19 protein-coding genes and 1 tRNA gene are annotated in these 23,508 nt (G+C 67.4%); 13 read left to right on the top strand and 7 right to left on the bottom strand.

Going from position 1 to position 23,508, the window contains the following annotated elements; all coding sequences use genetic code 11:
• Positions 1–116: 116 nt before the first annotated feature.
• Positions 117–584, bottom strand: coding sequence for a RidA family protein (locus tag ABZ942_RS07140; RefSeq protein ID WP_357379821.1), 468 nt, complete (start codon positions 582–584; stop codon positions 117–119).
• A gap of 10 nt (positions 585–594) precedes the next feature.
• Positions 595–756, bottom strand: coding sequence for a DUF4177 domain-containing protein (locus ABZ942_RS07145; RefSeq protein ID WP_150400783.1), 162 nt, complete (start codon positions 754–756; stop codon positions 595–597).
• A 269-nt stretch (positions 757–1,025) separates the two neighbouring features.
• On the opposite strand from ABZ942_RS07145, the gene ABZ942_RS07150 reads away from it, so the two are divergent.
• Together ABZ942_RS07150 and ABZ942_RS07155 are read left to right on the top strand one after the other, a co-directional pair.
• Positions 1,026–2,045: an ArsA-related P-loop ATPase gene (locus ABZ942_RS07150; RefSeq protein WP_357380352.1), complete on the top strand. Its 1,020-nt coding sequence runs from the start codon at positions 1,026–1,028 to the stop codon at positions 2,043–2,045.
• Between the two features lie 73 nt (positions 2,046–2,118).
• Positions 2,119–3,249, top strand: a complete 1,131-nt coding sequence (locus tag ABZ942_RS07155; RefSeq protein WP_357379822.1) for an ArsA family ATPase — start codon at positions 2,119–2,121, stop codon at positions 3,247–3,249.
• A 96-nt stretch (positions 3,250–3,345) separates the two neighbouring features.
• On the opposite strand, the gene ABZ942_RS07160 is transcribed toward ABZ942_RS07155, so the two are convergent.
• The gene (locus tag ABZ942_RS07160) at positions 3,346–3,669 is read right to left on the bottom strand and encodes a WhiB family transcriptional regulator (protein ID WP_014981178.1); all 324 of its coding nucleotides are present in this window, start codon (positions 3,667–3,669) and stop codon (positions 3,346–3,348) included.
• Positions 3,670–4,028: 359 nt separating this feature from the next.
• Between ABZ942_RS07160 and ABZ942_RS07165 the strand changes: the two genes are divergently transcribed.
• Complete coding sequence (locus tag ABZ942_RS07165; RefSeq protein WP_357379823.1) at positions 4,029–6,398, top strand: transglycosylase domain-containing protein; 2,370 nt, start codon at positions 4,029–4,031, stop codon at positions 6,396–6,398.
• A gap of 55 nt (positions 6,399–6,453) precedes the next feature.
• Here ABZ942_RS07165 and ABZ942_RS07170 read toward each other — a convergent pair whose 3' ends face one another.
• Positions 6,454–6,918, bottom strand: a complete 465-nt coding sequence (locus ABZ942_RS07170; RefSeq protein ID WP_357379824.1) for a GatB/YqeY domain-containing protein — start codon at positions 6,916–6,918, stop codon at positions 6,454–6,456.
• A gap of 158 nt (positions 6,919–7,076) precedes the next feature.
• Between ABZ942_RS07170 and ABZ942_RS07175 the strand changes: the two genes are divergently transcribed.
• From ABZ942_RS07175 to atzF, 9 genes are all read left to right on the top strand, one after another.
• The gene (locus ABZ942_RS07175) at positions 7,077–8,039 is read left to right on the top strand and encodes a metallophosphoesterase (protein ID WP_357379825.1); all 963 of its coding nucleotides are present in this window, start codon (positions 7,077–7,079) and stop codon (positions 8,037–8,039) included.
• A gap of 38 nt (positions 8,040–8,077) precedes the next feature.
• On the top strand, positions 8,078–9,829 hold the full coding sequence (locus tag ABZ942_RS07180; protein WP_357379826.1) for a hypothetical protein: 1,752 nt from the start codon (positions 8,078–8,080) through the stop codon (positions 9,827–9,829).
• 80 nt (positions 9,830–9,909) lie between these two features.
• Positions 9,910–9,983: transfer RNA gene (locus tag ABZ942_RS07185), tRNA-Pro, on the top strand.
• Between the two features lie 193 nt (positions 9,984–10,176).
• A complete protein-coding gene (locus tag ABZ942_RS07190; RefSeq protein WP_357379827.1) occupies positions 10,177–10,914 on the top strand; it encodes an SDR family oxidoreductase in 738 nt (245 codons plus the stop codon).
• A 184-nt stretch (positions 10,915–11,098) separates the two neighbouring features.
• Positions 11,099–11,602 carry an N-acetyltransferase gene (locus tag ABZ942_RS07195; protein WP_357379828.1) on the top strand — a complete coding sequence of 168 codons (504 nt, stop codon included), beginning with the start codon at positions 11,099–11,101 and terminating at the stop codon, positions 11,600–11,602.
• A 517-nt stretch (positions 11,603–12,119) separates the two neighbouring features.
• Entirely contained in the window at positions 12,120–13,259 is a 1,140-nt protein-coding gene (locus tag ABZ942_RS07200; protein WP_357379829.1) for a Fic family protein, read from the top strand.
• A gap of 105 nt (positions 13,260–13,364) precedes the next feature.
• Positions 13,365–14,066 (top strand): GntR family transcriptional regulator, encoded by a 702-nt coding sequence (locus tag ABZ942_RS07205; RefSeq protein WP_357379830.1) that lies wholly within the window; start codon positions 13,365–13,367, stop codon positions 14,064–14,066.
• 25 nt (positions 14,067–14,091) lie between these two features.
• Positions 14,092–17,736 (top strand): urea carboxylase, encoded by a 3,645-nt coding sequence (uca, locus tag ABZ942_RS07210; RefSeq protein ID WP_357379831.1) that lies wholly within the window; start codon positions 14,092–14,094, stop codon positions 17,734–17,736.
• Positions 17,737–19,494 carry an allophanate hydrolase gene (atzF, locus tag ABZ942_RS07215; protein WP_357379832.1) on the top strand — a complete coding sequence of 586 codons (1,758 nt, stop codon included), beginning with the start codon at positions 17,737–17,739 and terminating at the stop codon, positions 19,492–19,494. It begins immediately after the preceding gene.
• 37 nt (positions 19,495–19,531) lie between these two features.
• Here the strand turns inward: atzF and ABZ942_RS07220 are convergent, their stop codons facing one another.
• On the bottom strand, positions 19,532–20,104 hold the full coding sequence (locus ABZ942_RS07220) for a TetR family transcriptional regulator (RefSeq protein WP_357379833.1): 573 nt from the start codon (positions 20,102–20,104) through the stop codon (positions 19,532–19,534).
• Positions 20,105–20,205: 101 nt separating this feature from the next.
• Between ABZ942_RS07220 and ABZ942_RS07225 the strand changes: the two genes are divergently transcribed.
• Positions 20,206–21,468, top strand: a complete 1,263-nt coding sequence (locus tag ABZ942_RS07225; RefSeq protein WP_357379834.1) for an FAD-dependent monooxygenase — start codon at positions 20,206–20,208, stop codon at positions 21,466–21,468.
• 57 nt (positions 21,469–21,525) lie between these two features.
• Here ABZ942_RS07225 and ABZ942_RS07230 read toward each other — a convergent pair whose 3' ends face one another.
• Both ABZ942_RS07230 and ABZ942_RS07235 read right to left on the bottom strand, forming a co-directional pair.
• Positions 21,526–22,116: a helix-turn-helix domain-containing protein gene (locus tag ABZ942_RS07230; protein WP_357379835.1), complete on the bottom strand. Its 591-nt coding sequence runs from the start codon at positions 22,114–22,116 to the stop codon at positions 21,526–21,528.
• Positions 22,113–23,339 (bottom strand): cytochrome P450, encoded by a 1,227-nt coding sequence (locus ABZ942_RS07235; RefSeq protein ID WP_357379836.1) that lies wholly within the window; start codon positions 23,337–23,339, stop codon positions 22,113–22,115. Before ABZ942_RS07235 ends, ABZ942_RS07230 begins: the two co-directional genes overlap by 4 nt.
• Positions 23,340–23,508: the final 169 nt, after the last annotated feature.

Genomic DNA, 23,508 nt, shown 5'->3' on the forward strand with positions numbered 1-23,508 from the left:
TGAGTTTGTCCTCGATTGCACAATATCGATTCTCAGCGTCTCGCCCCCAAATGACCAGCGCCGTTCGCGGCCCCCAGGGCCGCGAACACGCCGCGCCCGCGCGGCCGAAGACGCAGCTAACGAACCTCGACGATGATCTCCACCTCGACGGGGGTGTTCTTCGGCAATTCCGACACGCCCACCGCGGAACGCGCATGTACGCCGGCATCGCCGAAGACCTCGCCGAGGAATTCCGACGCACCGTTGATCACGATCGGCTGGTCGTTGTATCCCGGTGCGGAGGCGACGAATCCGACCACCTTCACGACGCGCACCACGGCGTCGAGTCCGACCAGATCGTGCACCGCGGCCAGCGCGTTGAGCGCGCACAGCTGCGCGGCGTCCTTCGCCTGCTCGGTGCTCACCTCGGCGCCGACCTTGCCCGCCACCGTCAGCTGACCGTCCGCCATCGGCAGCTGGCCGGAGGTGTAGACCAGCGAACCGGTGCGGATCGCCGGGATGTAGGCAGCCACGGGCGCCACAACCGGAGGCAGCGTCACTCCGAGCTTGGCTAGGTTGTTCTCCCACTCAGTCACTGCGGTCATCCCCTTCTCCTTACTTCGGGCGCTTGAGGTAGGCGACGTGCTGCTCGCCGGTCGGCCCCGGCAGCACGGAAACCAGCTCCCAACCGTCGGCGCCCCACTGATCGAGAATCTGCTTGGTCGCGTGCGTCAACAGCGGCACGGTCGCGTACTCCCATACGGTCGCTTCACTCATGCTCGTGAGCGTAGCGGTGTGGGATTGGTGACGCTGCGGCGCCGGTTGTTCGCGACGCTGTCTGATTCGCAGTCGATCTCGCGCCGCTCGGAACCTGCGCACCACCGTCGGATGCACCGGCGGCACAGGGCGAACCTCTCGTGTTGCCCAGGACGCAACCGAGCCGCTGTCTGGTACAGACACACGCTCTGGACCAGGCACTAGGCGGATCCCTCGGGCGCGATCTCAGAACGGGTTATAGGCTCGCGAGCGTGGGAGTACCAACAGCAGTGCCTCTTTCGGCGGAGCCGGGACTGGAAACAGGGTGGCCGAAGCGCGCGGAAAAGGCCCGCTTGCACTATGTCTCCGGAAAGGGCGGCACGGGCAAGTCCACAGTGGCCGCGGCACTCGCCTTGGCGTTGGCCGCCGGCGGGCGCCGGGTGCTGTTGGTGGAGGTGGAGAGCAGGCAGTCCATTGCGCAGCTGTTCGATCTGCCGCCGCTGCCGCCCACCGAGACCAGGATCGCCACCGCCGACGGTGGCGGCGAGGTGGTCGCGCTCGCGCTCGATATCGAGCACGCGTTCCTCGAATACCTGGACATGTTCTACAACCTCGGCTTCGCGGGCCGGGCGATGCGCCGGATGGGCGCCATCGAGTTCGTCACCACCATCGCGCCCGGTCTGCGTGACGTCATCCTGACCGGCAAGATCAAGGAGACCGCGGTCCGGGTGGACAAGTCGGGCAAGCGGGTCTACGACGAGATCGTGGTGGACGCCCCGCCGACCGGCCGGATCGCCGGCTTCCTCGACGTCACCCAGGCCATGCTCGAGGTGGCCAAGGGCGGGCCGATCGCCTCGCAGGCCGAGGGCGTTTCCAAGCTGCTGCACTCGGATCAGACGATGATCCACCTGGTCACCCTGCTCGAGGCGCTGCCGGTGCAGGAGACCGCCGACGCCGTGGCGGAACTGAAGGCGGCGGATCTGCGCATCGGCACGGTGATCGTGAACCGGGCCACCGAGGGCCAGCTGCCGTCGGAGTTGCGCGCGAAGGCCGCACAGGGCGACGTCGACACCGACGCCGTCCGGGCCGGATTGGCCACTGCGGGAATCACCTTGTCGGATAACGACTTCCAGGGTTTGATCACCGAAACCATCGAGCACGCAGCCACTTTGCAGGCGCAAGATGACAGCGCAGCCGAGCTCGCCAAGGTCGACGTGTCCCGCCTGTATCTGCCCGCCTTGCCGGACGGTATGGACCTCGGCGGCCTGTATGAACTGGCCGAACATCTCAGTACGCAAGGGGTCAGATAGTGAGCGAGCGCAGCAACGACACAGCCGCCCTCGGGGCGCTCATGACGGAGCCGAGCGCCAGCGAGGTGGAGTCATGAGCACGCCGATTGTGGCTGCGCCGCTGGATATTTCGGACATCATCAATGATCGGACCGCGAAGGTGGTGGTCTGCTGCGGCTCCGGCGGAGTCGGTAAAACGACCACCGCCGCCGCGATCGCGCTGCGCGCGGCGGAGCAGGGTCGCAAGGTGGTCGTTCTCACCATCGACCCGGCCCGCCGACTGGCCCAGTCACTCGGCGTCGCCGATCTCGGCAACACCCCGCAGCGGGTGCCGCTCGGCCCAGAAGCCAAGGGCGAGTTGCACGCAATGATGCTGAACATGCGACGCACCTTCGACGACATGGTGCTCGAGCACACCAGCCCGGACAAGGCCGAGCAGATCTTCGCCAACCCCTTCTATCAAACCGTCGCCTCCTCGTTCGGCGGGACGCAGGAGTACATGGCGATGGAGAAGCTCGGCCAGCTGGCCGGGCGCAAGGAGTGGGACCTGATCGTGGTCGACACTCCGCCGTCGCGCAACGCGCTGGACTTCCTCGACGCGCCGAAGCGGCTCGGAAACTTCTTGAACGGCAGGATGATTCGGGTGATCATGGCGCCGGGTCGCGGCGTCACCCGACTGGTCACCGGCGCGATGAGCCTTGCGGTGCGCGGGGTGTCCACCATCGTCGGCGGGCAGATGCTCAAGGACGCGTCGAACTTCCTGCAGTCGCTGGACTCGTTGTTCGGCGGCTTCCAGGATCGCGCGGACCGCACCTACGCGATGCTGTCCAAGCCGGGCACCCACTTCCTGGTGGTTGCCGCCGCCGAGCCGGACGCGCTGCGCGAGGCGTCGTTCTTCGTCGACCGGCTCTCCACCGAGCGGATGCCGCTGGCCGGATTGATCCTCAACCGCACGCATCCGGCGCTCAGCTCGCTCTCCGGCGATCACGCGTTGACCGCGGCCGAGCAGTTGGCCGATGGCGATCCGCTCACCGCGGCCGTGCTGCGCATCCACGCCAGGCGGGTGGCCACCGACAAGCGCGAACAGCATCTGCTGCACCGGTTTACCGGGGCGCATCCGCGGGTACCGATCGTGTCGGTGACCGCGTTGCCGTTCGAGGTGTCGGATCTGGAGGCGCTGCGGGTGGTCGGTGATCAACTGACCGGTAACCGAGCATCTGCTTGATACATAGACGCATCGGCTATTGCAAACGGAAGTAATTGCGCTTTAAACGGAACTGAGCCCGCGTCAGCAGGCTCAGTTCCGAATTGACTACCGGGGCTACATTGCCACCTGATGCTGGCGCTGGGCCTGGAAGAAATCGGCCCAGGAGGTCACCTCGGGATGCTGCTTGAGCAGCGCGCGACGCTGCCGCTCGGTCATACCGCCCCACACGCCGAACTCCACTCGATTGTCGAGAGCATCGGCACCACACTGCATGAGCACCGGGCAGTGCCTGCAGATCGTCGCGGCTTTGCGCTGCGCAGCGCCGCGGACGAACAACTGATCGGGATCCACTTCCTTGCATCGAGCCTGGGCTACCCAGGCAATCCTTGCTTCGGCCTGCTCCACGTCCAATCGAGCGATGGGGGTTGTCATGTGCATTTGGTGTGCCCCTTTGCAGTCCGAACACCGGGTCAACGGCGCTCCAGAATCGCGTGTCAGCGTCGCAGCAACCCAAACCCCGCTGCGCTCTGCACCACATTCCACTTTGAGTGTTAGCTCTATCACACTGGGTTCTCAATCTAGGTAAAGGTATGGCCCCAGCGCAAGACCGCCCCCGGAATTTTTGGTACGTCCGTCCCTGCAAAATGCCGCGAGCGGCGGCGGGTCCGGCACATTCGCGGCGCGCCGTCCCGCGACACGCCAGACTCGCCCTCGCGACACGCCCAATCGCTCGTGCGAATCGCCTTCGGGTAAACGCACGGAAGAGCGCCTGGCCCCCACCCCGTAGGCTGGGGTTCGTGCCGATCACACAAACGCTCGCGAGGCTGGCCGGCAGCTGCGCGCTGGCCGCCGTGCTCGTCGCCGGGTTGATGTTCCCGCTCGCAGGTGGCTTCGGATTCGTCTCGAACCGTGCCGCCGATGCCGTCGACAACGTGTCCTCGGAACTGGTGGAGGGCACCGCGCCCGCCGTCTCGACCATGGTCGACGCGAGTGGAACACCGATCGCCTGGCTCTACGAGCAGCGCCGCTTCGAGGTTCCCAGCGACAAGATCTCCAACGACATGAAGCTGGCGATCGTCTCCATCGAGGACCGGCGCTTCGCCGAACACGAGGGTGTCGACTGGCAGGGCACGTTGCGCGCGTTCCTGACCAACACCAGCAGTGGCGAGGTCCAGCAGGGCGCGTCGACGCTCGACCAGCAGTATGTGAAGAACTTCCAGCTGCTCGTCGTCGCCAAGACCGACGCCGAACGCCGGGCCGCCATCGAGACGACCCCCGCGCGCAAGATCCGGGAAATCCGGATGGCGCTCACCCTGGACCGGCAGCTGACCAAGGACGAGATCCTGACCAGGTATCTGAACCTGGTCCCGTTCGGCAACTCCTCCTACGGCATCCAGGACGCGGCGCAGACCTACTTCGGCGTCGACGCGTCCGACCTGAACGTGTCACAGGCGGCGATGCTGGCGGGCATGGTGCAGAGCTCCTCGAAGCTGAACCCGTACAGCAACACCGAGGGTGTGCTGGCCCGGCGCAACACGGTGCTGGACACGATGATCCAGAACATCCCCAGTCGCGCCGACGAGTTCCGCGAGGCCAAGACCAAGCCGCTGGGTGTGCTGCCCGAGCCGAAGGGCCTGCCGCGCGGCTGCATCGCCGCCAACGACCGCGGCTTCTTCTGCGACTACGCGATGGAGTACCTGGCCAACGCGGGCATCAGCAAGGAGCAGATCGACAAGGGCGGCTACCTGATCAAGACGACGCTCGACCCCGCGGTGCAGGACTCGGTGAAGCGGTCGGTGACCGACACCGCCAATCCGAACCTCGACAACATCGCGCAGGTGATGTCGGTCGTCGCGCCGGGCCAGGACTCGCATCCGCTGCTCGCGATGGCGAGCAGCCGCACCTATGGCCTGAACCGCGACGCGAACGAAACGGTACAGCCGCAGCCGTATTCGATGGTCGGTGACGGCGCAGGCTCGATCTTCAAGCTCTTCACCACCGCTGCGGCCATGGAGAAGGGCCTCGGCATCAACGCCCAGCTCGACGTGCCGAACCGGTTCGAGGCCAAGGGCATGGGTAACGGTGGTGCGCGCGGCTGCCCGCCGGCCACCTACTGCGTCGAGAACGCCGGCAAGTACAAGTCGCCGATGTCGGTGACCGAGGCGCTGGCCACCTCACCGAACACCGCGTTCGTCAAGCTCATTCAGGCCGTCGGCGTCACGCCGACCGTCGACATGGCGGTCCGGCTCGGCATGCGCTCCTACACCGAGGCGGGCAGCTCGGGCCACGGCAACCAGAGCCTCGCCGACATGATGAAGGAACAGAACCTCGGTTCGTTCACCCTCGGCCCGGTCGCGATCAACCCGCTCGAGCTGTCCAATGTGGCCGCGACCCTGGGCTCCGGCGGCAAGTGGTGCCCGCCGAACCCGATCAAGGAGGTCGTCGACCGGTCGGGCAAGCAGGTACCACTCACCCAGCAGGCCTGCGAGCAGGTCATCGAGCCCGGCCTGGCCAACACCCTGGCCAACGCGATGAGCAAGGACGACACCAGCGGCACCGCGGCCGCCGCGGCCCAGTCCACGGGGTGGAACGCACCGATATCCAGCAAGACCGGCACCACCGAGACCCACCGCTCGTCGGCCTTCCTCGGGTTCACCAACGCACTGGCCGGCGCCACCTACATCTATGGCGACAGCCCGACGCCCGGCGAGATCTGCTCGTTCCCGCTGCGCAACTGCGGCGACGGAAACCTGTTCGGCGGTAACGAACCCGCGCGGACCTGGTTCAACTCCGTCAAGCCGGTGCTCAACCGCTTCCCGCCGCCGGGACTGCCGCCGCTGGACGACAAGTACGTCCGTGGGTCGAACAACGCGCAGGTGCCCGACGTGGCCGGGCAGACCCAGGGCCAGGCGACCGCGGCGCTGGTCGGCGCCGGCTTCCAGGTGACGCCGGTGACCGGTCCCGGCGCCCAGGCCAAGGGCACCGTGATAGGGACCTCGCCGAACGGATCGGCGATTCCTGGTTCGGTGATCACGCTCTACATCAGTGACGGCACCCAGCGTGCCGCGCCGCCGCCGGGGCCGCCACCGGGTCCGCCGGGAATCCCGGGGCTGCCACCGCCACCGCTGTTGCCGCCCATCCCGATTCCGATCCCCATCCCCCGCTGACAAGAAGGGCCGCGAACCTATTAGGTTCGCGGCCCTTTTGCGTGGCGTGCGTTGGTCAGAGTCGGGACTTCACCGCTGCCGAGAGCCGAGACCCGTCGGCCTTGCCCTCGGCCAGCGCGCTGGCGACCTTCATGACCTGACCCATCTGGCGCATGCCCGGCCGCTCGCCGAGTTCCTCGGCAACCTGCGCGATCGCGGTGTCGGCGACGTCGGCGACCTCCGCCTCGCTCAGCTGGGTCGGCAGGTATTCGTCGATGATCCGGGCCTCGGCGTGCTCGTTGGCGGCCAGTTCTCCGCGCCCGTTCTGGGTGTAGATCTCGGCCGACTCGCTGCGCTTCTTCGCCTCTTTCTGCAGCACCGCGATCACGTCGGCATCGGAGAGTTCGCGCGCCTCGGAGCCTGCGGTCTCGGCCGTCTGAATGGCGGCGAGCAGCATCCGCAACGTGGCAAGACGCAGCGTGTCCTTGGCTTTCATCGCGGCGGTCATGTCCGTCCGCAGTTGCGCTTTGAGTTCCGACATGAGGCTCACGGTAGCCGGTCCTTCGCAACCCGCCCACCACATTTGCGCAGCTGCGACGAATTGTGGCGCTGTTTTACGGGGTAGCTCATGGTGTCCGCGCAAGGGCTTGTGCGTAAACACACTCGGCGTTCCGCAACGGGGTCACCTATGCTGGGCAAATGCCCGTAATCTCGACCTCTGCTGTCCGCACGACCGCGTTGGGAGCCGCCGGGGCGGCCGTGGCCGGAATCGGCTACGCCTCGTTGGTCGAACGCAACGCCTTCGTTCTGCGGGAGGCCACAATGCCGGTCCTTGCGCCCGGGTCGTCGTCGCTGCGGGTACTACACATCAGTGATCTGCACATGACTCCCGGCCAGCAGCGCAAGCAGCAGTGGCTGCGTGAACTGGATCGGCTGGAGCCGGACCTGGTCATCAACACCGGTGACAACCTCTCGCACCAGAAGTCGGTACCCGCGGTAGTCCAGGCCCTCGGCGGATTGCTTTCCCGCCCGGGGCTTTTCGTTTTCGGGAGCAACGACTACTTCGCGCCGGTGCCGAAGAACCCGATGAAGTACTTCAAGAAGGACCACCGTCGGGTCTACGGCGCCCCGCTGCCGTGGAAGGACCTGCGCGCGGCCTTCACCGAGCGCGGCTGGCTCGATCTGACACACATCCGCCGCGATCTGGAGGTCGCGGGCATCCGGATCGCCACCGCGGGCGTCGACGACCCACACCTGCACCGCGACCGCTACGACACCATCGCGGGCGCGCCGAACCCGTTGGCCGACTTACGCATCGGCCTCACCCACTCCCCCGAGCCGCGGGTGCTCGATCGCTTCGCCGAGGACGGCTACGACCTGGTGATGGCCGGGCACACGCACGGCGGTCAGCTGTGCCTGCCCGGCTACGGCGCGCTCGTCACCAATTGCGGTATCGATCGGTCCCGGGTCAAGGGCGCGTCAAAGTGGGGCGAGCACACCCAGCTGCACGTCTCCGCGGGCGTCGGCACCTCGCCGTGGGCGCCGTACCGCTTCTGCTGCCGGCCGGAGGCGACCTTGTTGACGCTGGTCGCCGCGCCGCCGAAGCGGCCGTCCGCCGATAGCGGCCAGGGCGTGTCCACCTCGGAGGCCGTCGCCCGCTAAGGTCGCGTGCCGAGACGTGTGTCAGGCAGGGGACAACTGTGAGTGGATTCGACGACCGGCGCAACGACCCGACCGTTCTGGGCCAGCCCGGTGCGGCGCACCCAAATCAGCAACAGTCGTACGGCGCAGACCAATTCGACCCGGCCGGGTCTGCGGACGAAACGGCCGAGCAGGCCGCACCCGCGCGGCCGTGGAAGCGGGATTCGGGTTTCCACGAGCAGGTGCAATGGCCGTCGGCCGCCGGGTCCGGGCAGCCGGATCCGACCGTCCAGTGGCAGCCGGGGACGAATACGCCCGGTGCTGGGGCCGATCCCACGGTGCAGCGGCAGTCGGAACCCAACTATCAATGGCAGCCGAGTCCCAGCGGGCAAGGCCAGCCCGCGCAGTGGGGATCGGCTCCCGCGACAAACTCGCAGTGGCAACCGGGTAACGGCGGGACGGCCCCGGCACCAAACGCGCAATGGCAGCCGGGCGGGCCGACTCCCGCCCCGAATGCACAGTGGCAGCCCGCTGACAGCGGGTCGGCCCCGGCGCCGAACTCGCAGTGGCAGCCCAGCAGTGGCGGTTCCACACCCAACGCACAGTGGCTGCCAGGCGGCAGCAGTCAGCCTCAGCAGTGGCAGGTACCCACCGCAGGCCGATCCGACCCAACTCTCATGGCACAGCCCGTATCCGGTGGTCAGGCGCCCGCATCGTGGCAGGCACCAGGGCAAGCCGACCCGACCCTCATGGCACAGCCGCTGTCGCGCGGTACCGGTGAGCCGGTCGGCCTCTGGCAGCCGAGCCTCGGCACTCCCGAACCGAGCCCTAACGCGCCCGGCGAAGCCGCGCCGACCCTGCTCGGCTATCCCAACGCCACTCGACTAGGCCAGCCCGATCCCGCGCCGCAATGGCAGTCTGCGGCCCCGGCGCCCACCTATGCCGCGCCGCAGTACGGACAGCCGCCGGCCGGTGCGTACGCGCCACAGAGCGGGTTCGGCGGGCCGCCACAGCAGCTGCCGCCCAGCCACGCCACGAGTGGGCCGCCGCCGAGCGGACGCGGGAAAGCCGTGCTGCTGATCGGGTTGGTGGTGCTGCTGGTCGCCGCGGGCGCGGTGACCGCGGTGACGCTGGCCAAGCGCGGGTCGAACAACGCCGACTCGCAACGCAACTCGCCCTCAATGGTGAGTGCGCTCACCACCAGCGGGGGTGCGCAGCCGACACCGTCGAAGACCACCGCACCGCCGACCCCGACCAGCTCGAGCCGCCACGAGAATCCGGTGGTCCCCGGCTACCAGGTCGTGGTCGCGCCCGATCGCGGCGCGGCCTACGACGTGCCGCCGGGCTGGACGATCGCACCGGAAACCGCCATCGGCGGGTACGGTGAGCCGCCGAACGCGGTAGCGGGCAAGGGTTACGCCAGCGACGGCAAGGGCTACTGCCCCGGCTCGACCCGCACCGCGTCGTTCCTCACCGGCTCCAAGGACGCCGATTCCGGCACCGCCGCAACCGATCTCGGCACCCGGACCGCCAAGCTCGCCTACACCGCCTCCGCCGACCCGCACCCCGCCCCGCCCGTCCCGCTCGAATCGCTGGACGGGACCCAGAAGGGCATGTTCGTGGAGACCAAGGGCACCGTCACCCAGGCCAAGCCCGGCTGCGCCACCGCGTACTCCGTCTACACCGCCGCCTTCCCCACCGAAAACGGCAGCTTCGTGATGGTGATCACCGCCGACACCGGCGTCCCCAACGCACTCGACGCCGACACCGCCAAGCGCATCTTCACCAGCATCCGCCCGCACGACGCCTGACCTCGGCCTGGAATACCCCGCTGACCTGGCGGTTTAACGTCTACACCGTCCTTGTTGTAAGGTAGTCCAGGTTCGATTCACGGGGTGTGGCGCAGCTTGGTAGCGCGCTTCGTTCGGGACGAAGAGGTCGCAGGTTCAAATCCTGTCACCCCGACTCGTGGTTGAGACGAACGGTCTGCCCCCTGCCTTCACCGGCAGGGGGCAGACCCGTTTCCGGAGCCTGTCGCAGCGGCACGCGATCCCATCGAGACAGCCCAATGGGGTAGCGAAGCAGTCGATTTTGCGCCGATGCGGAATGCATACTTGCTCTGCTGCGCACCCAGCGGCGCATACGGAAAGGCAAGGCCATGAACAAGACCGGCCCGCTGACCGGAAAGACGGCCCTGATCACCGGCGCCGACACCGGGATCGGCAAGTCCATCGCCAAGACGCTGGCCGAGCAGGGGGCGCAGGTGGTGATCCAGCATCCGCACGCGCCGGAATCGGCCGCCGACGTGGTCAAGGAGATCACCAACGCGGGCGGCTCAGCGTTGGCCCTCGCCGCCGATATCGGCGATCGGGCCGAATACGAGGAGCTGATCCAGGCTCTGCTGGAAGAGTGCGGGCACTGGGACGTGCTGGTGCAGACCACCGCAGCGGCGATCAAGACGCCCCTGCAGGAGATTTCCGAGGAGGAGTTCGACCTCGGCTTCGCGGCTCCCGCCAAGGCCGTTTTCTACGGCATACAACTCGCCGCCGCTCACCTGTCCGACGGTGGCCGCATCATCACCGTCGGCAGTTCCACCGCGCCCGGCAACGCCGTCGACAACGCCGCGATGACGGCCATCGCGGAGTTCACCCGCGCGCTTGCCACGGATTTCGCGCCGCGGCGGATCGCGGTCAACGCGGTCAGCCCCGGCACGGCCGATCCGAAGGCGGACAGCGCGGAAAAGGCCGAGCACGAAACGAGTTACGTTATGGGCACAAACTTCCTCGATCGCATCAAAGCTTCAACCGAGATCACTCGAGCGGTGGCCTTGCTGGTGAGCGACGACGCCGAAGCGGTGACGGCAGAGCACATTCGGATCGGCGGTGGCACTGCCTGAAAACGACCGCTACGCAGGCAAACTGCCGGTGAAGCGCGAGCAACGGCGATAGCCGGATCGATTCGGGTACGGCGTTCACCGAACGGCTCAGCGAGGCCGCATGACTCCACCTGAACGATCTCGATCCGGATCGTGCACACCGGGTTCGCCTCGACCGACCGAGCAAACGCTTACGCTGTGTTTTATGACTCGTGTTACCGCGCAAGGGAGCACAGTGGGCAGCGCGACGACGTCACCGTCGCCCGTGTATCGGAGTGCGGAGCTTTCCGATCTCGTCGATGTCGCCGCAATCGAGGCCGAGCGCTTCGGCGACCAGGCCTACCCGTACTTCGTTTTGCGCCAGCTCTTCGACCTACACGGCGCCAACTGGCTGATCGTGGAGGCCGACAGCATCGTCCTCGGCCATGTACTGGTCGCGCTCACTCCGGATCGACGCGGCTGGCTGCTCAGCCTCGCGGTCAGCGAGCGCTGTTGCGGTCGAGGTTACGGTTCGACCCTGCTCAAAGAGGCGATCGACCTATGTAGGCAGCGCGCGATGCGCAGTGTGCGCATCACCGTCCGCCCGACCAACCAGTCGGCATACAACCTCTACCGTCGCATCGGCTTCGCCTGGACCGGCTACGAAGAACGCTACTTCGGCGCCGGTGAACCGCGCGATGTGCTCGAGTACAAACTCGCCAACGCCTGACCGAGAACTCGGCTCTACCCACGCCGCTCGACTACGGTGGCCCCGCGTCGCCAACCACCGAACCCCGTTCGAGCACAGTCACTCTCGACGTCCTCGCCCTACTGATCCGCCACGGTCCCCGCCTATCGGGTTGTACCGCAGGGAATTCCGATCATCGGCCTCCCATCCCACCGCGAACACCTGTCACCAAAAGTGTGCGCCCCTTTCGCCGTTTAACCAAGGGCGTTGGCCGACAACATGATCCATGCACGGCTTCGCCTATCCCCATCCCTCCCGGTCTATTTCGCCGTCTTCCCATCGATCCAAGCCTTGATCAGCGCAACGCTGGGCCCGCTAGCGGCATCGGCGGCGTGGCTGTCGGCGGTCCGGCGAACCATCCACAACTGTCCCCATCCCTCGCAGCGCCCCTGCCCACACCGCATTTCCGCAGGTCGTCCTGTCCTGATGTCTCTAATTTAGAGCCATAAATCTCAATTTGTCCTAAGATTAGAGACATCAAGACATCGGAGAGCGACCAGTGCTGTATGCGACACCCGAGCTCAACTCCACCGACCAGGCCGTACTGGCGGGCATCTACCGGCGGCGGGCCAGCCTCGCGTCGGCCATGCGAGTGCCCAAACGCTGGCCGGGGCTGCTGCGCCGCAGTCTCATGGCCCGCGCCATCCGCGGCTCGAACAGCATCGAGGGCTACCGGGTGGAAACCGATGACGCGGCCGCCGCGGTCGACTACGAAGAAGCGCTCACCGCCGACGAGCGGACCTTCGCCGAAATTCGCGGTTACCGGCAGGCCCTCGGCTACGTGCTGACGGTGGCACAGACTGCGGCGCCGGTCGACGAATCCACTATCAGGGCACTGCATTTCATGCTGCTCGGCCACGACCTCACGAAGAGTCCTGGCCAATACCGCACCGGACCGATCTACGTGCGCGAGGACACCGGCGGCGACGCCGTCTACGAAGGTCCCGGCTCGGCGCTGGTCCCCGGATTGATGACCGAACTCGCCGGTGCGCTCGAGTCCGACACCGACCCGATCGTGGCCGGTGCCATGGCACACCTGAACCTGGTGATGATCCATCCCTTCCGCGACGGCAACGGGCGAATGGCGCGAGCCATCCAGACCCTGGTCGTATCCCGTGGCGGGATCGCCGAACCGACCTTCTGCAGTATCGAGGAATGGCTCGGCGTCAATACCGACGACTACTACCGCATTCTGGCTGTCACCGGGGCGGGCGCCTGGTCGCCCGAGCGCGACGCCGGGCTGTGGTTGAAGTTCAACCTGCGCGCCCACGACATCCAGGCGCAGACCGTCGAGGGCCGGATGCAGCGCACCGAGCGCGCCTGGTCGCACCTCGACGACCTCCTCGGCACGCACAAGCTGCCGGAACGGGCCGCCGACATCCTGTACGACGCTCTGATCGGGTTCCGCATCCGCCGACACGGATACCTCACTCGTGCCCAGATCGATGAACGAACGGCCTCCCGCGACCTCAAGACACTGACCGACCTCGGCCTGCTCGCCGCGCGTGGGGAGACGCGAGGCCGCCACTATGTGGCCGGTGCGCTACTTGTGGAGCTCCGATCCGTGCTTCGCGCGGAAGTGCCGCGGCACATCGTCGATCCGTATCCCGGACTTCGGGCTGAATTGATGAAGCCGTGAACGGCGACGTCCCTGCGGCGAAATCAGGGAGCGGTGAGCAGACCCTTACGCCTTGCTAACCTGTTGTCACATTGCTGAAACGCGAGCTCCATAGCGTATACAGGCATGTCGACACGGGTGGCCACAGTAGAAGATGCGGCGGGGCGGCCGCTTCGGGACGTGGTGTATGCGGCGCTGCGTAGCGAGTTGATGAATGGGGACATCAAGTTCGGGGAGCGGCTCACCGAACCGAAACTGTCGGCGCGGTTCGGGATTTCGCGGACGCCGATTCGGGAAGCGTTGACGGTGCTGTGTTCCGACGGGCTGCTGCAGCGCGAGGAGTACGGATTCAGTCCGGTGCGGCCGAGTATTCCGTTGATCCGCGACCTGTACGAGCTGCGAATCACGGTGGAGCTCGGCGGGATACAGCGGGCGATGACCAATGCCACGGTGACGCACGATCGGGCGCTGCTCGAGGTCGAGCGCGACGCCTGGCTGGCATTGCGGGCCGATCCGCCGGTGCAGGAGCCGGGATTCGTGGTGCGGGACGAGGAATTCCACGTCACCTTGCTGACCGCGGCCGGTAATGCCGAAATGGTGCGGGCGTTGAAGGCGGTGAATTCGCGGATCCGGCACGTCCGGATGTACGACTTCATGGTCAACAACCGCATCGAGACCACCATCGCCGAGCACCTCGGCATCCTGGAAGCCGTACTGGCCGACGACCTTTCCCTCGCCTACCGACTGCTGCACACGCATATCGGCGAATCGCTGGACGTGGTGCTCGAACGAGTCACCCGGGCCATCGCCGCGATGGCCGCCGAATAACGCTCAACTGAATAGGGAGAAGCACGTGAGGCTGGAATTCGATACGGTGCTGGTCGCCAACCGTGGCGAGATCGCCTGCCGGATCATGCGATCCGCGAAGGCGCTCGGCCTGAAGACGGTCGCGGTCTACTCCGATGCCGACACCGGCGCGGCCCATGTCGAAATGGCCGATGTCGCGGTGCGTTTGGGGCCCGGCCCGGCAGCCGAGTCCTATCTCCGCGCGGATCGGGTCATCGAGGCGGCGTTGGCAACCGGCGCGGGCGCTATCCATCCCGGTTACGGATTCCTCTCGGAGAACGCGGATTTCGCCACGACAGTGGCCGCGTCGGGTGTGCGATTCGTCGGCCCGACCGCCGAGCAGCTGCGCATCTTCGGCGACAAGCACACCGCCCGGGAAGCGGCGCGCGCCGTCGGCGTTCCACTCATTCCGGGCAGCGGACTGCTCGACTCGGCCGACCACGCGGCCGCGGAAGCCGATCGGATCGGTTACCCGGTGATGCTCAAGGCGGTCGGCGGCGGTGGCGGCATCGGCATGCAGGCCTGCTCCGACGCCGCCGAGCTACGCACCGCCTACCAGCGCGTACAGCGCCTTGCGGCAACGAACTTCGGCTCGACCGGCGTCTTCCTGGAACGCTTCGTCGCACGGGCCAGGCACGTCGAGGTGCAGTTGTTCGGCGACGGCCACGGCCGGGTGGTCAGCCTCGGCACCAGGGATTGTTCGCTGCAGCGACGCAATCAGAAGGTGCTGGAGGAAGCGCCCGCACCTGACCTGAGTCCGGCGCTGACGGACCAATTGCTCTCGGCATCAAGGGAACTGGCGAGATCGGTCGGCTACCGCTCGGCCGGAACGGTGGAGTTCGTCTACGACGCCGACCACGGCACCGCGTCGTTCCTGGAGATGAATACCCGTCTGCAGGTGGAACATCCGGTGACGGAGGCGGTGACCGGCGTCGACTTGGTCGCGTGGATGCTGCGCCTGGCCGGCGGCGACACCTCGATGGTGGACGAACAACCGGAGAGCGGTCCGCCGATCACCGGCTGGGCCGTGGAAGCCCGGGTCTACGCGGAGGATCCGGGCCACGACTACCGCCCGAGCGCCGGATTGATCACGGCCGCCGCCTTTCCGGTCGAGACCAGTGCCGAGCCGGCCGCGCACGAGACCGGCATCCGCGTCGACACCTGGGTGAGCACCGGCACCGAGGTGAGTCCGTACTACGACCCGCTGCTGGCCAAGGTCATCGCGGTCGGCGACAGCCGCGACCAGGCCTTCGCCCGGCTCACCGGCGCACTCGCCGACTCGCGCATCTATGGCGTGCAGACCAACCTGCCCCAACTGCGCCAGGCGGCCCGCGATCCGCGCGTGCTGGCCGCGCAACACGTCACGACCACGCTCGCCGATATCCGCCCGGTCGGCCGTCGCATCGATGTCCTGCGCGGCGGCACCATGACGACGGTGCAGGACTATCCGGGCCGAATCGGCCTGTGGCAGGTAGGCATTCCGCCGTCGGGCCCGATGGACGATCTCTCGTTCACCCTCGCCAATACCGCGGTCGGCAATCCGGTCGGCGTGCCCGCACTGGAATGCACCCTGCAGGGCCCGCAGCTGCGCTTCTCCGACACCGCGGTGGTGTGCGTGACCGGCGCACCCACTCCGGTCACGGTCGACGGACAACCCGTGCCCATGTGGCAGCCGATCACCGTGCCCGCCGGTTCGGTACTCGACATCGGCGCGCCGACTGATTCCGGCCTGCGCACCTATCTGGCGGTCCGCGGCGGCATCGACGCACCGCTCTATCACGGCAGTGCCGCCACCTTCACCCTCGGCGGCTTCGGCGGTGTCACCGGCAAAGCCGTGGTGGCAGGCGATGTTCTGGGCATTGCGGCGACCGCCGGGCACACCCTCGGCACCCCGGCCGAGGTACCGCCGCGCGAACGCCCGGACTTCACTCACGACTGGCAGCTCGCTGTCGGCGAAGGGCCGCAAACCTCCCCGGCCTACTTCACCGACGCCGACATGACCCAGTTCTATACGCACCCTTGGCAAGTCGGCAGCCACGCCAACCGCACCGGCATCCGCCTCGACGGACCCAAACCGACCTGGTCGCGCACCGACGGCGGCGACGCCGGGCTGCACCCGTCCAACCTGCACGACAACCCGTACAGCGTCGGCACTGTGAACGTCTCCGGCGACACTCCGATCCTGCTCGGCCCCGACGGCCCGAGCCTCGGCGGTTTCGCCTGTCCGCTGACCGTGGTCTCGGCACACCGCTGGAAGCTCGGCCAACTACGGCCCGGCGACACGCTCCGCTTCGTGCCGGTCACCGACGACGAGGCGATCACGCTGCGCGAATCGAACACCGCTCGCGCGCACGACTTCGCCACGAATCCCCTTGCCGCACTGCGTGATCGAGGAATCCTCGGCGCTCTCGACGGCGACGGCGATCGACCAAAGGTCGCCTATCTGCGCGGCGGCGACGACAACATCCTGGTCGAATACGGCGACATGGTGCTGGATCTGGGCCTGCGCATGCGGGTGCACGCGCTCGCCGAGGCGCTGGCGAGCACCGGCCTGCCCGGCATCCTCGATGTCACCCCCGGCGTCCGCTCGCTGCACATCCACTTCGATCCCGCAGTGCTGCCGCAATATCGGCTGCTCGGCACGCTGCACGAGCTCGAACTCGCGCTGCCAGCGACCACCGACCTGGTGGTGCCGAGCCGCACCATCCGGCTGCCGCTCTCGTTCGACGACCCGTCGATCGCCGAGGCGATCGATAGATACCGCAGTGGCGTTCGCGACACCGCCCCGTGGCTGCCGTCGAACACCGAATTCATCCGCCGCATCAACGGACTCGACAGCGTCGACGACGTCCGCGTCACCGTGTTCGACGCCGAATACCTCGTGCTCGGCCTCGGCGACGTGTATCTCGGTGCGCCGCTGGCGGTTCCGCTCGATCCACGGCACCGACTGGCGACCACGAAATACAACCCGGCTCGCACCTGGACACCGTCGGACGCGGTCGGCATCGGCGGCAAGTACCTGTGCGTCTACGGCATGGCCTCGCCCGGCGGATACCAGCTGATCGGACGGACCGTGCCGATCTGGTCCAGCTACCGCCAGTCCGCGCCGTTCGAGCCGGGCACGCCCTGGCTGTTCCGGTTCTTCGACCGCATCGTCTGGGAACCGGTGAGCGCCGAACAACTCCTGGAACATCGTGCGGCCGCCGCGGCGGGCCGATTCGACGCGGAGGTGAGCGACGGTACCTTCGCGCTGGCCGACCACCTGCGCATGCTCAGGACGGAAGCCGACTCCATCGCCGAGTTCGAGTCGAAGCAGGCGACGGCGTTCGAAGCGGAGAAGGCCGCCTGGCGCGCGGCAGGCGAATTCGATCGCCCCACCGCGACCGCGGCCGTCGAACCCATCGACGACCCGCTTGCGGGCATGCCGCCTGGCGCGACCGTGGTGACAGCGCCGATGATCGGCAATGTCTGGCGGATCGAAGTCGTAGCGGGACAACGACTCACGGCGGGCGCCCCGATCGCCGTACTGGAGGCGATGAAACTCGAACTGCCGGTGCACAGCCCGGGCGCCGGCACGGTTTTGAAGGTACTTGCCACACCAGGTGCCAAAGTAGAACCGGGAACCCCACTAGCAGTGATCGGAGTCGACTGAATGACCGCCGACGAGCCGTACCTACCCACCCGGCCGGCTGCCGTACGCTCCGGCAACAGCGCATCACCCACCGAGCGGGTGACCGCCGCGTATCGGCGGATCGCCGAGGTGGATCGGCCCGAGGTGTGGATCACCCTGCGCCCGGAGAGCGAGGTCGCCGCCGACGCCGCGGCGGTCGAACGGCGGCTCGCCGACGGCGCTTCGCTCGCGTTGGCCGGTGTGCTGGTGGCGGTCAAGGACAACATCGACGTCGCCGGGCTGCCGACGACCGCGGGCTGTCCCGAATTCGCCTATACCGCCGAGGTGACCGCAGCCGCGATCGAGCGGCTCGTCGCGGCGGGCGCGATCGTGCTCGGCAAGACCAACCTCGACCAGTTCGCCACGGGGCTGGTCGGCACGCGCAGCCCGTACGGGGCCGTGCGGAACGCGTACGATCCGACGCTCATTTCCGGTGGTTCCAGCTCGGGGTCGGCGGCGGCGGTGGCGCTCGGTATCGCCGACATCGGAATCGGCACCGACACAGCGGGTTCCGGTCGCGTCCCGGCGGCGCTGCACGGAATCGTCGGCATCAAGGCCACTTTGGGCGTCATCCCCGCGCACGGGGTCGTGCCCGCGTGCGCGGACTACGACGCGGTCACCGTTTTCGCCGCGGACCTCACGGGTGCAGTGGCGGTGGCCGCAGTGATGTCGGGATCCGAGTCGCGGGATCCGCGCAGTCGCACCTGGCCCGCCGACGTCCTGCTGGCCGCCCCGCTGGCGCCGCGCATCGCGATCCCGCGCGCCGCGGACCTGATCGCGTTGAGCGGGCCGTACCGGGATGCGTTCGCGCGCACCGCCGCCGTCGTCGCGGATTCCGGCGCGAAGATCGAGGAGGTCGACATCTCCGGCCTGCTCGATGCGGCACGCCTGCTCTACGACGGTGCGATCGTCGCCGAACGCTATGCGGCGGTCGGCGCTTTCCTGGAGACGGCACCCGCCGGCGCCGACCCAACGGTCGCTACGATCATCGAATCGGCAGGTCGCACAACCGGTCCCGCATTCGCCGCCGATCTCGACGCCTTGGCTCGCGCCCGCGCGTCCGCCACCGAACTGCTCGACGGCTTCGACGCACTGCTGCTGCCGACGACGACCGAACATCCGAGTATCGCTACGGTACAAGCGGACCCGATCGGCATCAACAGGCGCTTGGGCACCTACACCAACTTCTGCAACCTGCTCGACATGGCATCGATCGCGTTCCCTGGCGAATCCACCGCCGACGGCGCCCCTTTCGGCGTCATGCTGGTGACGCCCGCCTTCGGCGACCAGGTCGCCGTCGATCTCGCCGCCCGCATGCTCGGTGCCGAAACGGCCCCGCTGCTGGTCGAACGCGGCGTCGAACTGGCCGTTTTCGGGGCACACCTGCGCGGCCAGCCACTGCACTGGCAGCTCGAACAGATCGGCGCTCGCTTTGCGGGAGAAATCCACACCACCGACGCCTACCGCCTGACCGCGTTGAACACCACTCCCGCGAAGCCGGGACTCGTCCGCCACGGCGACGGCCTCGGCGCCCCCATCCTCGGCGAGCTCTTCCGCGTCTCCGAGGCCGGGCTCGGCAGCTTCCTCGCCGCCCTGCCCGCACCCATGGCGCTGACCAGCATCGAATTGTCCGACGGCCGTTCGGTAATCGGCTTCGCCTGCACCTACGACGCGGCACGCACAGCCACCGACATCACCGAATTCGGCGGCTGGATATCCTACCTCGAGCAGCGCGGATAGCGCCGTGAGCGGCACATCGGCCGCAGCCATGTGCCCCTCAGGGAGCAAGGGCGGCTATGGCGGTGGCGAGTTCTTCGCCGGTGGGGAGCGGGCTGGCGGGATCGCTGATCCATTGCAGCGCTAGGCCGTTGACGAGGACGAAGTACAGCTTGCCGATGGCGCGGGCCTGAGTTTCGGACAGCGGCGGATGCAATTCGCCGACCAGGGCCGCGAAGTCGGCGATCGCATGTTCATGGACCGTCGCCATGTGGCGCTGATCAGTAGCCATCGCGCGGTGGCTGCGGATCAGGTTCTCGGCGCTGGCGACGAGCCCGTTTCGGTGGCGGCCGAAGAGTTCCTCGATGCCGGACCAGGTGTCGGCGAACGCCTCGGCCCGCGATCGGTCGCGGGCCGCACTCCGAATCCGCTTCGCTAGTTCGTCACTCAGCAGCTGACCTGTCGCCTCGGTGAAGGCCTCAGTGAGCAGACGCTCCTTCGAACCGAAGTGATAGCCGATCGAGGCCAGGCTCACCCCTGCCGCGGTGGCGATGTCGCGCGCCGTCGTACCGGCGAATCCCCGCTGGTAGACGCAGGCGCGGGCGGCAGCGAGCAGTGCTTCTCTGTTTCCCATGCTTCTACCGTAAGGATGCCTTGCACATTTGTGCTAGACATTTGTGCAAGAACGCTGTAGACATATGTCTAAGACATTCAGACCAACGCAAGGAACAGATCATGAGCGAGCGCAGCGAGCGACCAGTCAACGCAGACAACCACTCCACCGAGCTCCGCATCCTCATCGCCGGCGGCGGCATCGGCGGCAACGCGGTCGCCCTGCAACTGCTTCGGGCAGGCATCCGCGCCACCGTGGTGGAGCGGGCCGAGGCACCGCGACCGGGCGGGCAGGCTGTCGACCTGCGCGGGCCGAGCTGCGAGGTGGCGGAGCGGATGGGCCTGATGCCGGGCATCCGCAAGTACCAGCTCGATGAGCGCGGCATGAAGTTCGTGGACGCCGCTGGCCGCGAAGTGCTGCGGATGCCCACCGAGCTGTTCGACGGCAAGGGCGCGGTCGCCGAAATCGAGCTCACCCGAGGCGATCTCAACCAGGTGCTGCTCGACGCGCTGGCCGAAGCGGGCGGCGTCGACTACCGCTACGGCGAGTGGATCGTCGAGCTGACACAGGACGAGGCGGGCATCGAGGTCACTTTCGCCTCCGGTGTGCAGCAGCGCTTCGACATCGTGATCGGCGCCGATGGACTGCATTCCGGCACCCGCCGGATGGTGTTCGGCCCGGAAGATGAGTTCTCGACCTACCTGGGCGGGTATATGTCCTTCTTCACCCTGCCCACTCCCGACAGCGTGGAGAACAACTGGTTCACCATGCACTCGCTGGTCGGCGCGACCAATATCGGCCTGCGCCCCGACACCGACCCGGCGACGTCCAAGGCCCTGGTCACCATCCGCACCAAGGCCGATCCCGCACTGCGCCGCGATGTTTCGGCCCAGCAGGACCTGATCCGGCAGCGGCTGGCCGATGGCGGCTGGGAAGCGGCCAGGATCACCGCCGCCATGGCCGAGGCGACCGACTTCTACTTCGACGACCTGGCCCGGATCGACATGCCGACCTGGTCGAAGGGCCGGGTCGTGCTGCTCGGCGATGCCGGATACTGCGGTTCACCGCTCACCGGCAACGGCACCGCGATGGCACTGATCGGCGCGTACGTGCTCGCCGGTGAAATCGCCACGCACCCAGGCGATCCCGAGCTCGCCCTGGCCCGCTACGAGGAGGTGCTCCGCCCGTTCATCGCGAAGGCCCAGGAGCTCCCGCCGGGTGGACTGAAGGCCATGACCCCCCAGTCGAACTTCGGCATTCGCGCGGGCCAGGCCGTCAGCAAGCTGATGACCTCGAAGGCGATGAAGCCGCTCATGATGAAGATGCTCAGCAAGACCGAGTCCTACGACCTGCCCGACTACTCCGCGCAGACTGTCCAGCGGTAACCCGAACCCACCTCGACCGGAACCGTCCAGCACGGCTCCGGTCGTTGTCGTACCCGGCTATTCGATTGTCGTTCGCTGGTCGAGCAGGAACGGAAGTGCGAAGTTACGGAGCAGCATTCGCTCTTCGTCTTCGCCCGCGCCGGGCAGGGTCAGCAGGGACACCATCACACGGACGAACCATTGACCGAGTCGGCGGGCGGCAGGCGCGGATAGGTCCGGTCGGAAGCCGCTGACGAAGTCGGTGGCGAGGGCGTCCACCACCTCGGATGAATTCGACAGCTGAGCAACGATTCCCGCGTTGGCAGGCGCGAACCACACAGCAAGGTGTGGTGTTTTCCGAACCTCGGCGATCAAGGCGGTGAATCCGTCGAGCAGTTGCTCCCCAGGGTCGGTGGCGGCGCTGACAGCCGGATCGCGCCACACGCGCTCGACCACCTGACGTGCCTCGCGACCGGCGAACGCGACGTACAGGGCCTGCCGATTGTCGAAGTAGCGGTAGAGCGTCGCCCTGGAACACCCTGCGGCCTCGGCGACTTCGGCCATCCCGACGCCGCTGACCCCCTTATCGATGAACAGCGCACGGACCGCGTCGAGGATCCGCTCGCTCGCCAGCTCCGCGCGACCGTCCGCCAGCCAGTCACCGGTCATGCCGCGCACCGGAACGGCACGGTGGTCGGCCGCCGAACATAGGGTCCCGGAGCATATTCGACCGCGTCGATATCCACCGCGAAGTTCGGGAAGCGATCGAGCACTTCCTCCAGCGCCACCCGGGCTTGCATCCTGGCTGCGGCGGCACCGAGGCAGTGGTGTGGACCGTGCCCAAAAGTGAGGATTCGCTGCGGATTCCGATCGATGTCGAGGTCCGCCGCGTCGGCGCCGAAGGCGCGTTCGTCCCGGTTCGCGGAACCGAACACCAGCAATACCTTGCGCCCGACGGGAATTGTCTTGCCGCCCAACGCGACATCGCGCGTCACCGTCCGCGCCAGTCCCTGCACCGGCGCGGTCAGCCTGGCGAATTCCTCGATGGCCGTGCGGATCCGGTCCTTGTCCTCGACCAACGCGGCCCGCTGCTCCGGATGTTGTTGCAGCAGTTGCACCGCGCCACCGAGCAGACCCGTCGTGGTGTCGTTGCCGCCGGCGACCATCGTCCAGGTGTAGGCCAGAATCTGCACCAGGCCACGCACATCCGCGTCGTCGGCCGCCATGCCCGCCTGCACGAGCAGCGACACCGTGTCCTCCCCCGGGTCGGTCCGGCGCCGCTTGATGAGTTCGGCGAAGTAGCCCATCATCTCCATCGAGGCGGGCATGGCCTGGGTTTGCGCGCGATCGCTGCTGCCCGCGACCACGGCCTCGGTCCAGCCGTCGAATCGAGCCCGATCTTCCTCCGGCACCCCGAGGTAGTAGGCCACCACCATGCTCGGCAGCGGCTTGAACACCTGCTTGACGATGTCGCCGCCGCCGTCCTCGGCGATCCGGTCCAGGCGGTCGCGGACGAATCGGCGCACCACCGGTTCCACCTCGGTGACCTGGCGCGGGGTGAACCCGCGGGCGACGAGTTTGCGAAAGTCGGTGTGCTCCGGCGGATCCTGCATCACCAGCGGCGGGTTGTCGGTGAGACCGATCTGTTCCAGCTCGCCGTATTCCACGGTCAACCCGTCGCGCGAGGAGTAGGTCTCGCTGTCGCGGGCCGCCGCGTACACGTCCGCGTGCCGGGTGAGCACCCAGTAGTCGTTGCCGGGACGCGCGGGCGGCACCACGTGGTGCACCGGATCCTGTTCGCGCAGTACGGCATACATCTCCCACGGCGACGTCCAGGTGGCGCCGGAGCGCAGCTCGAATACGGGAGCGGGACGATACGCATCGATCACCATGTAGTGAAGGTAAGACAAATGCACGATTATGTCTAGAACGAGTTCTACTCGATGGCGCCGGGCCGATTACCCTCCGAAACCGGTCCGGCCGCCCTTTCGAGTCGGGACCGTAGCCGCGCATTGCGGTTACCTTCAGCAGTGGCAACCCGGTGCTCGTTGCCGGTCAGCT

This window comes from Nocardia sp. NPDC046473, assembly GCF_040645995.1.
Taxonomy (GTDB): Bacteria; Actinomycetota; Actinomycetes; order Mycobacteriales; family Mycobacteriaceae; genus Nocardia.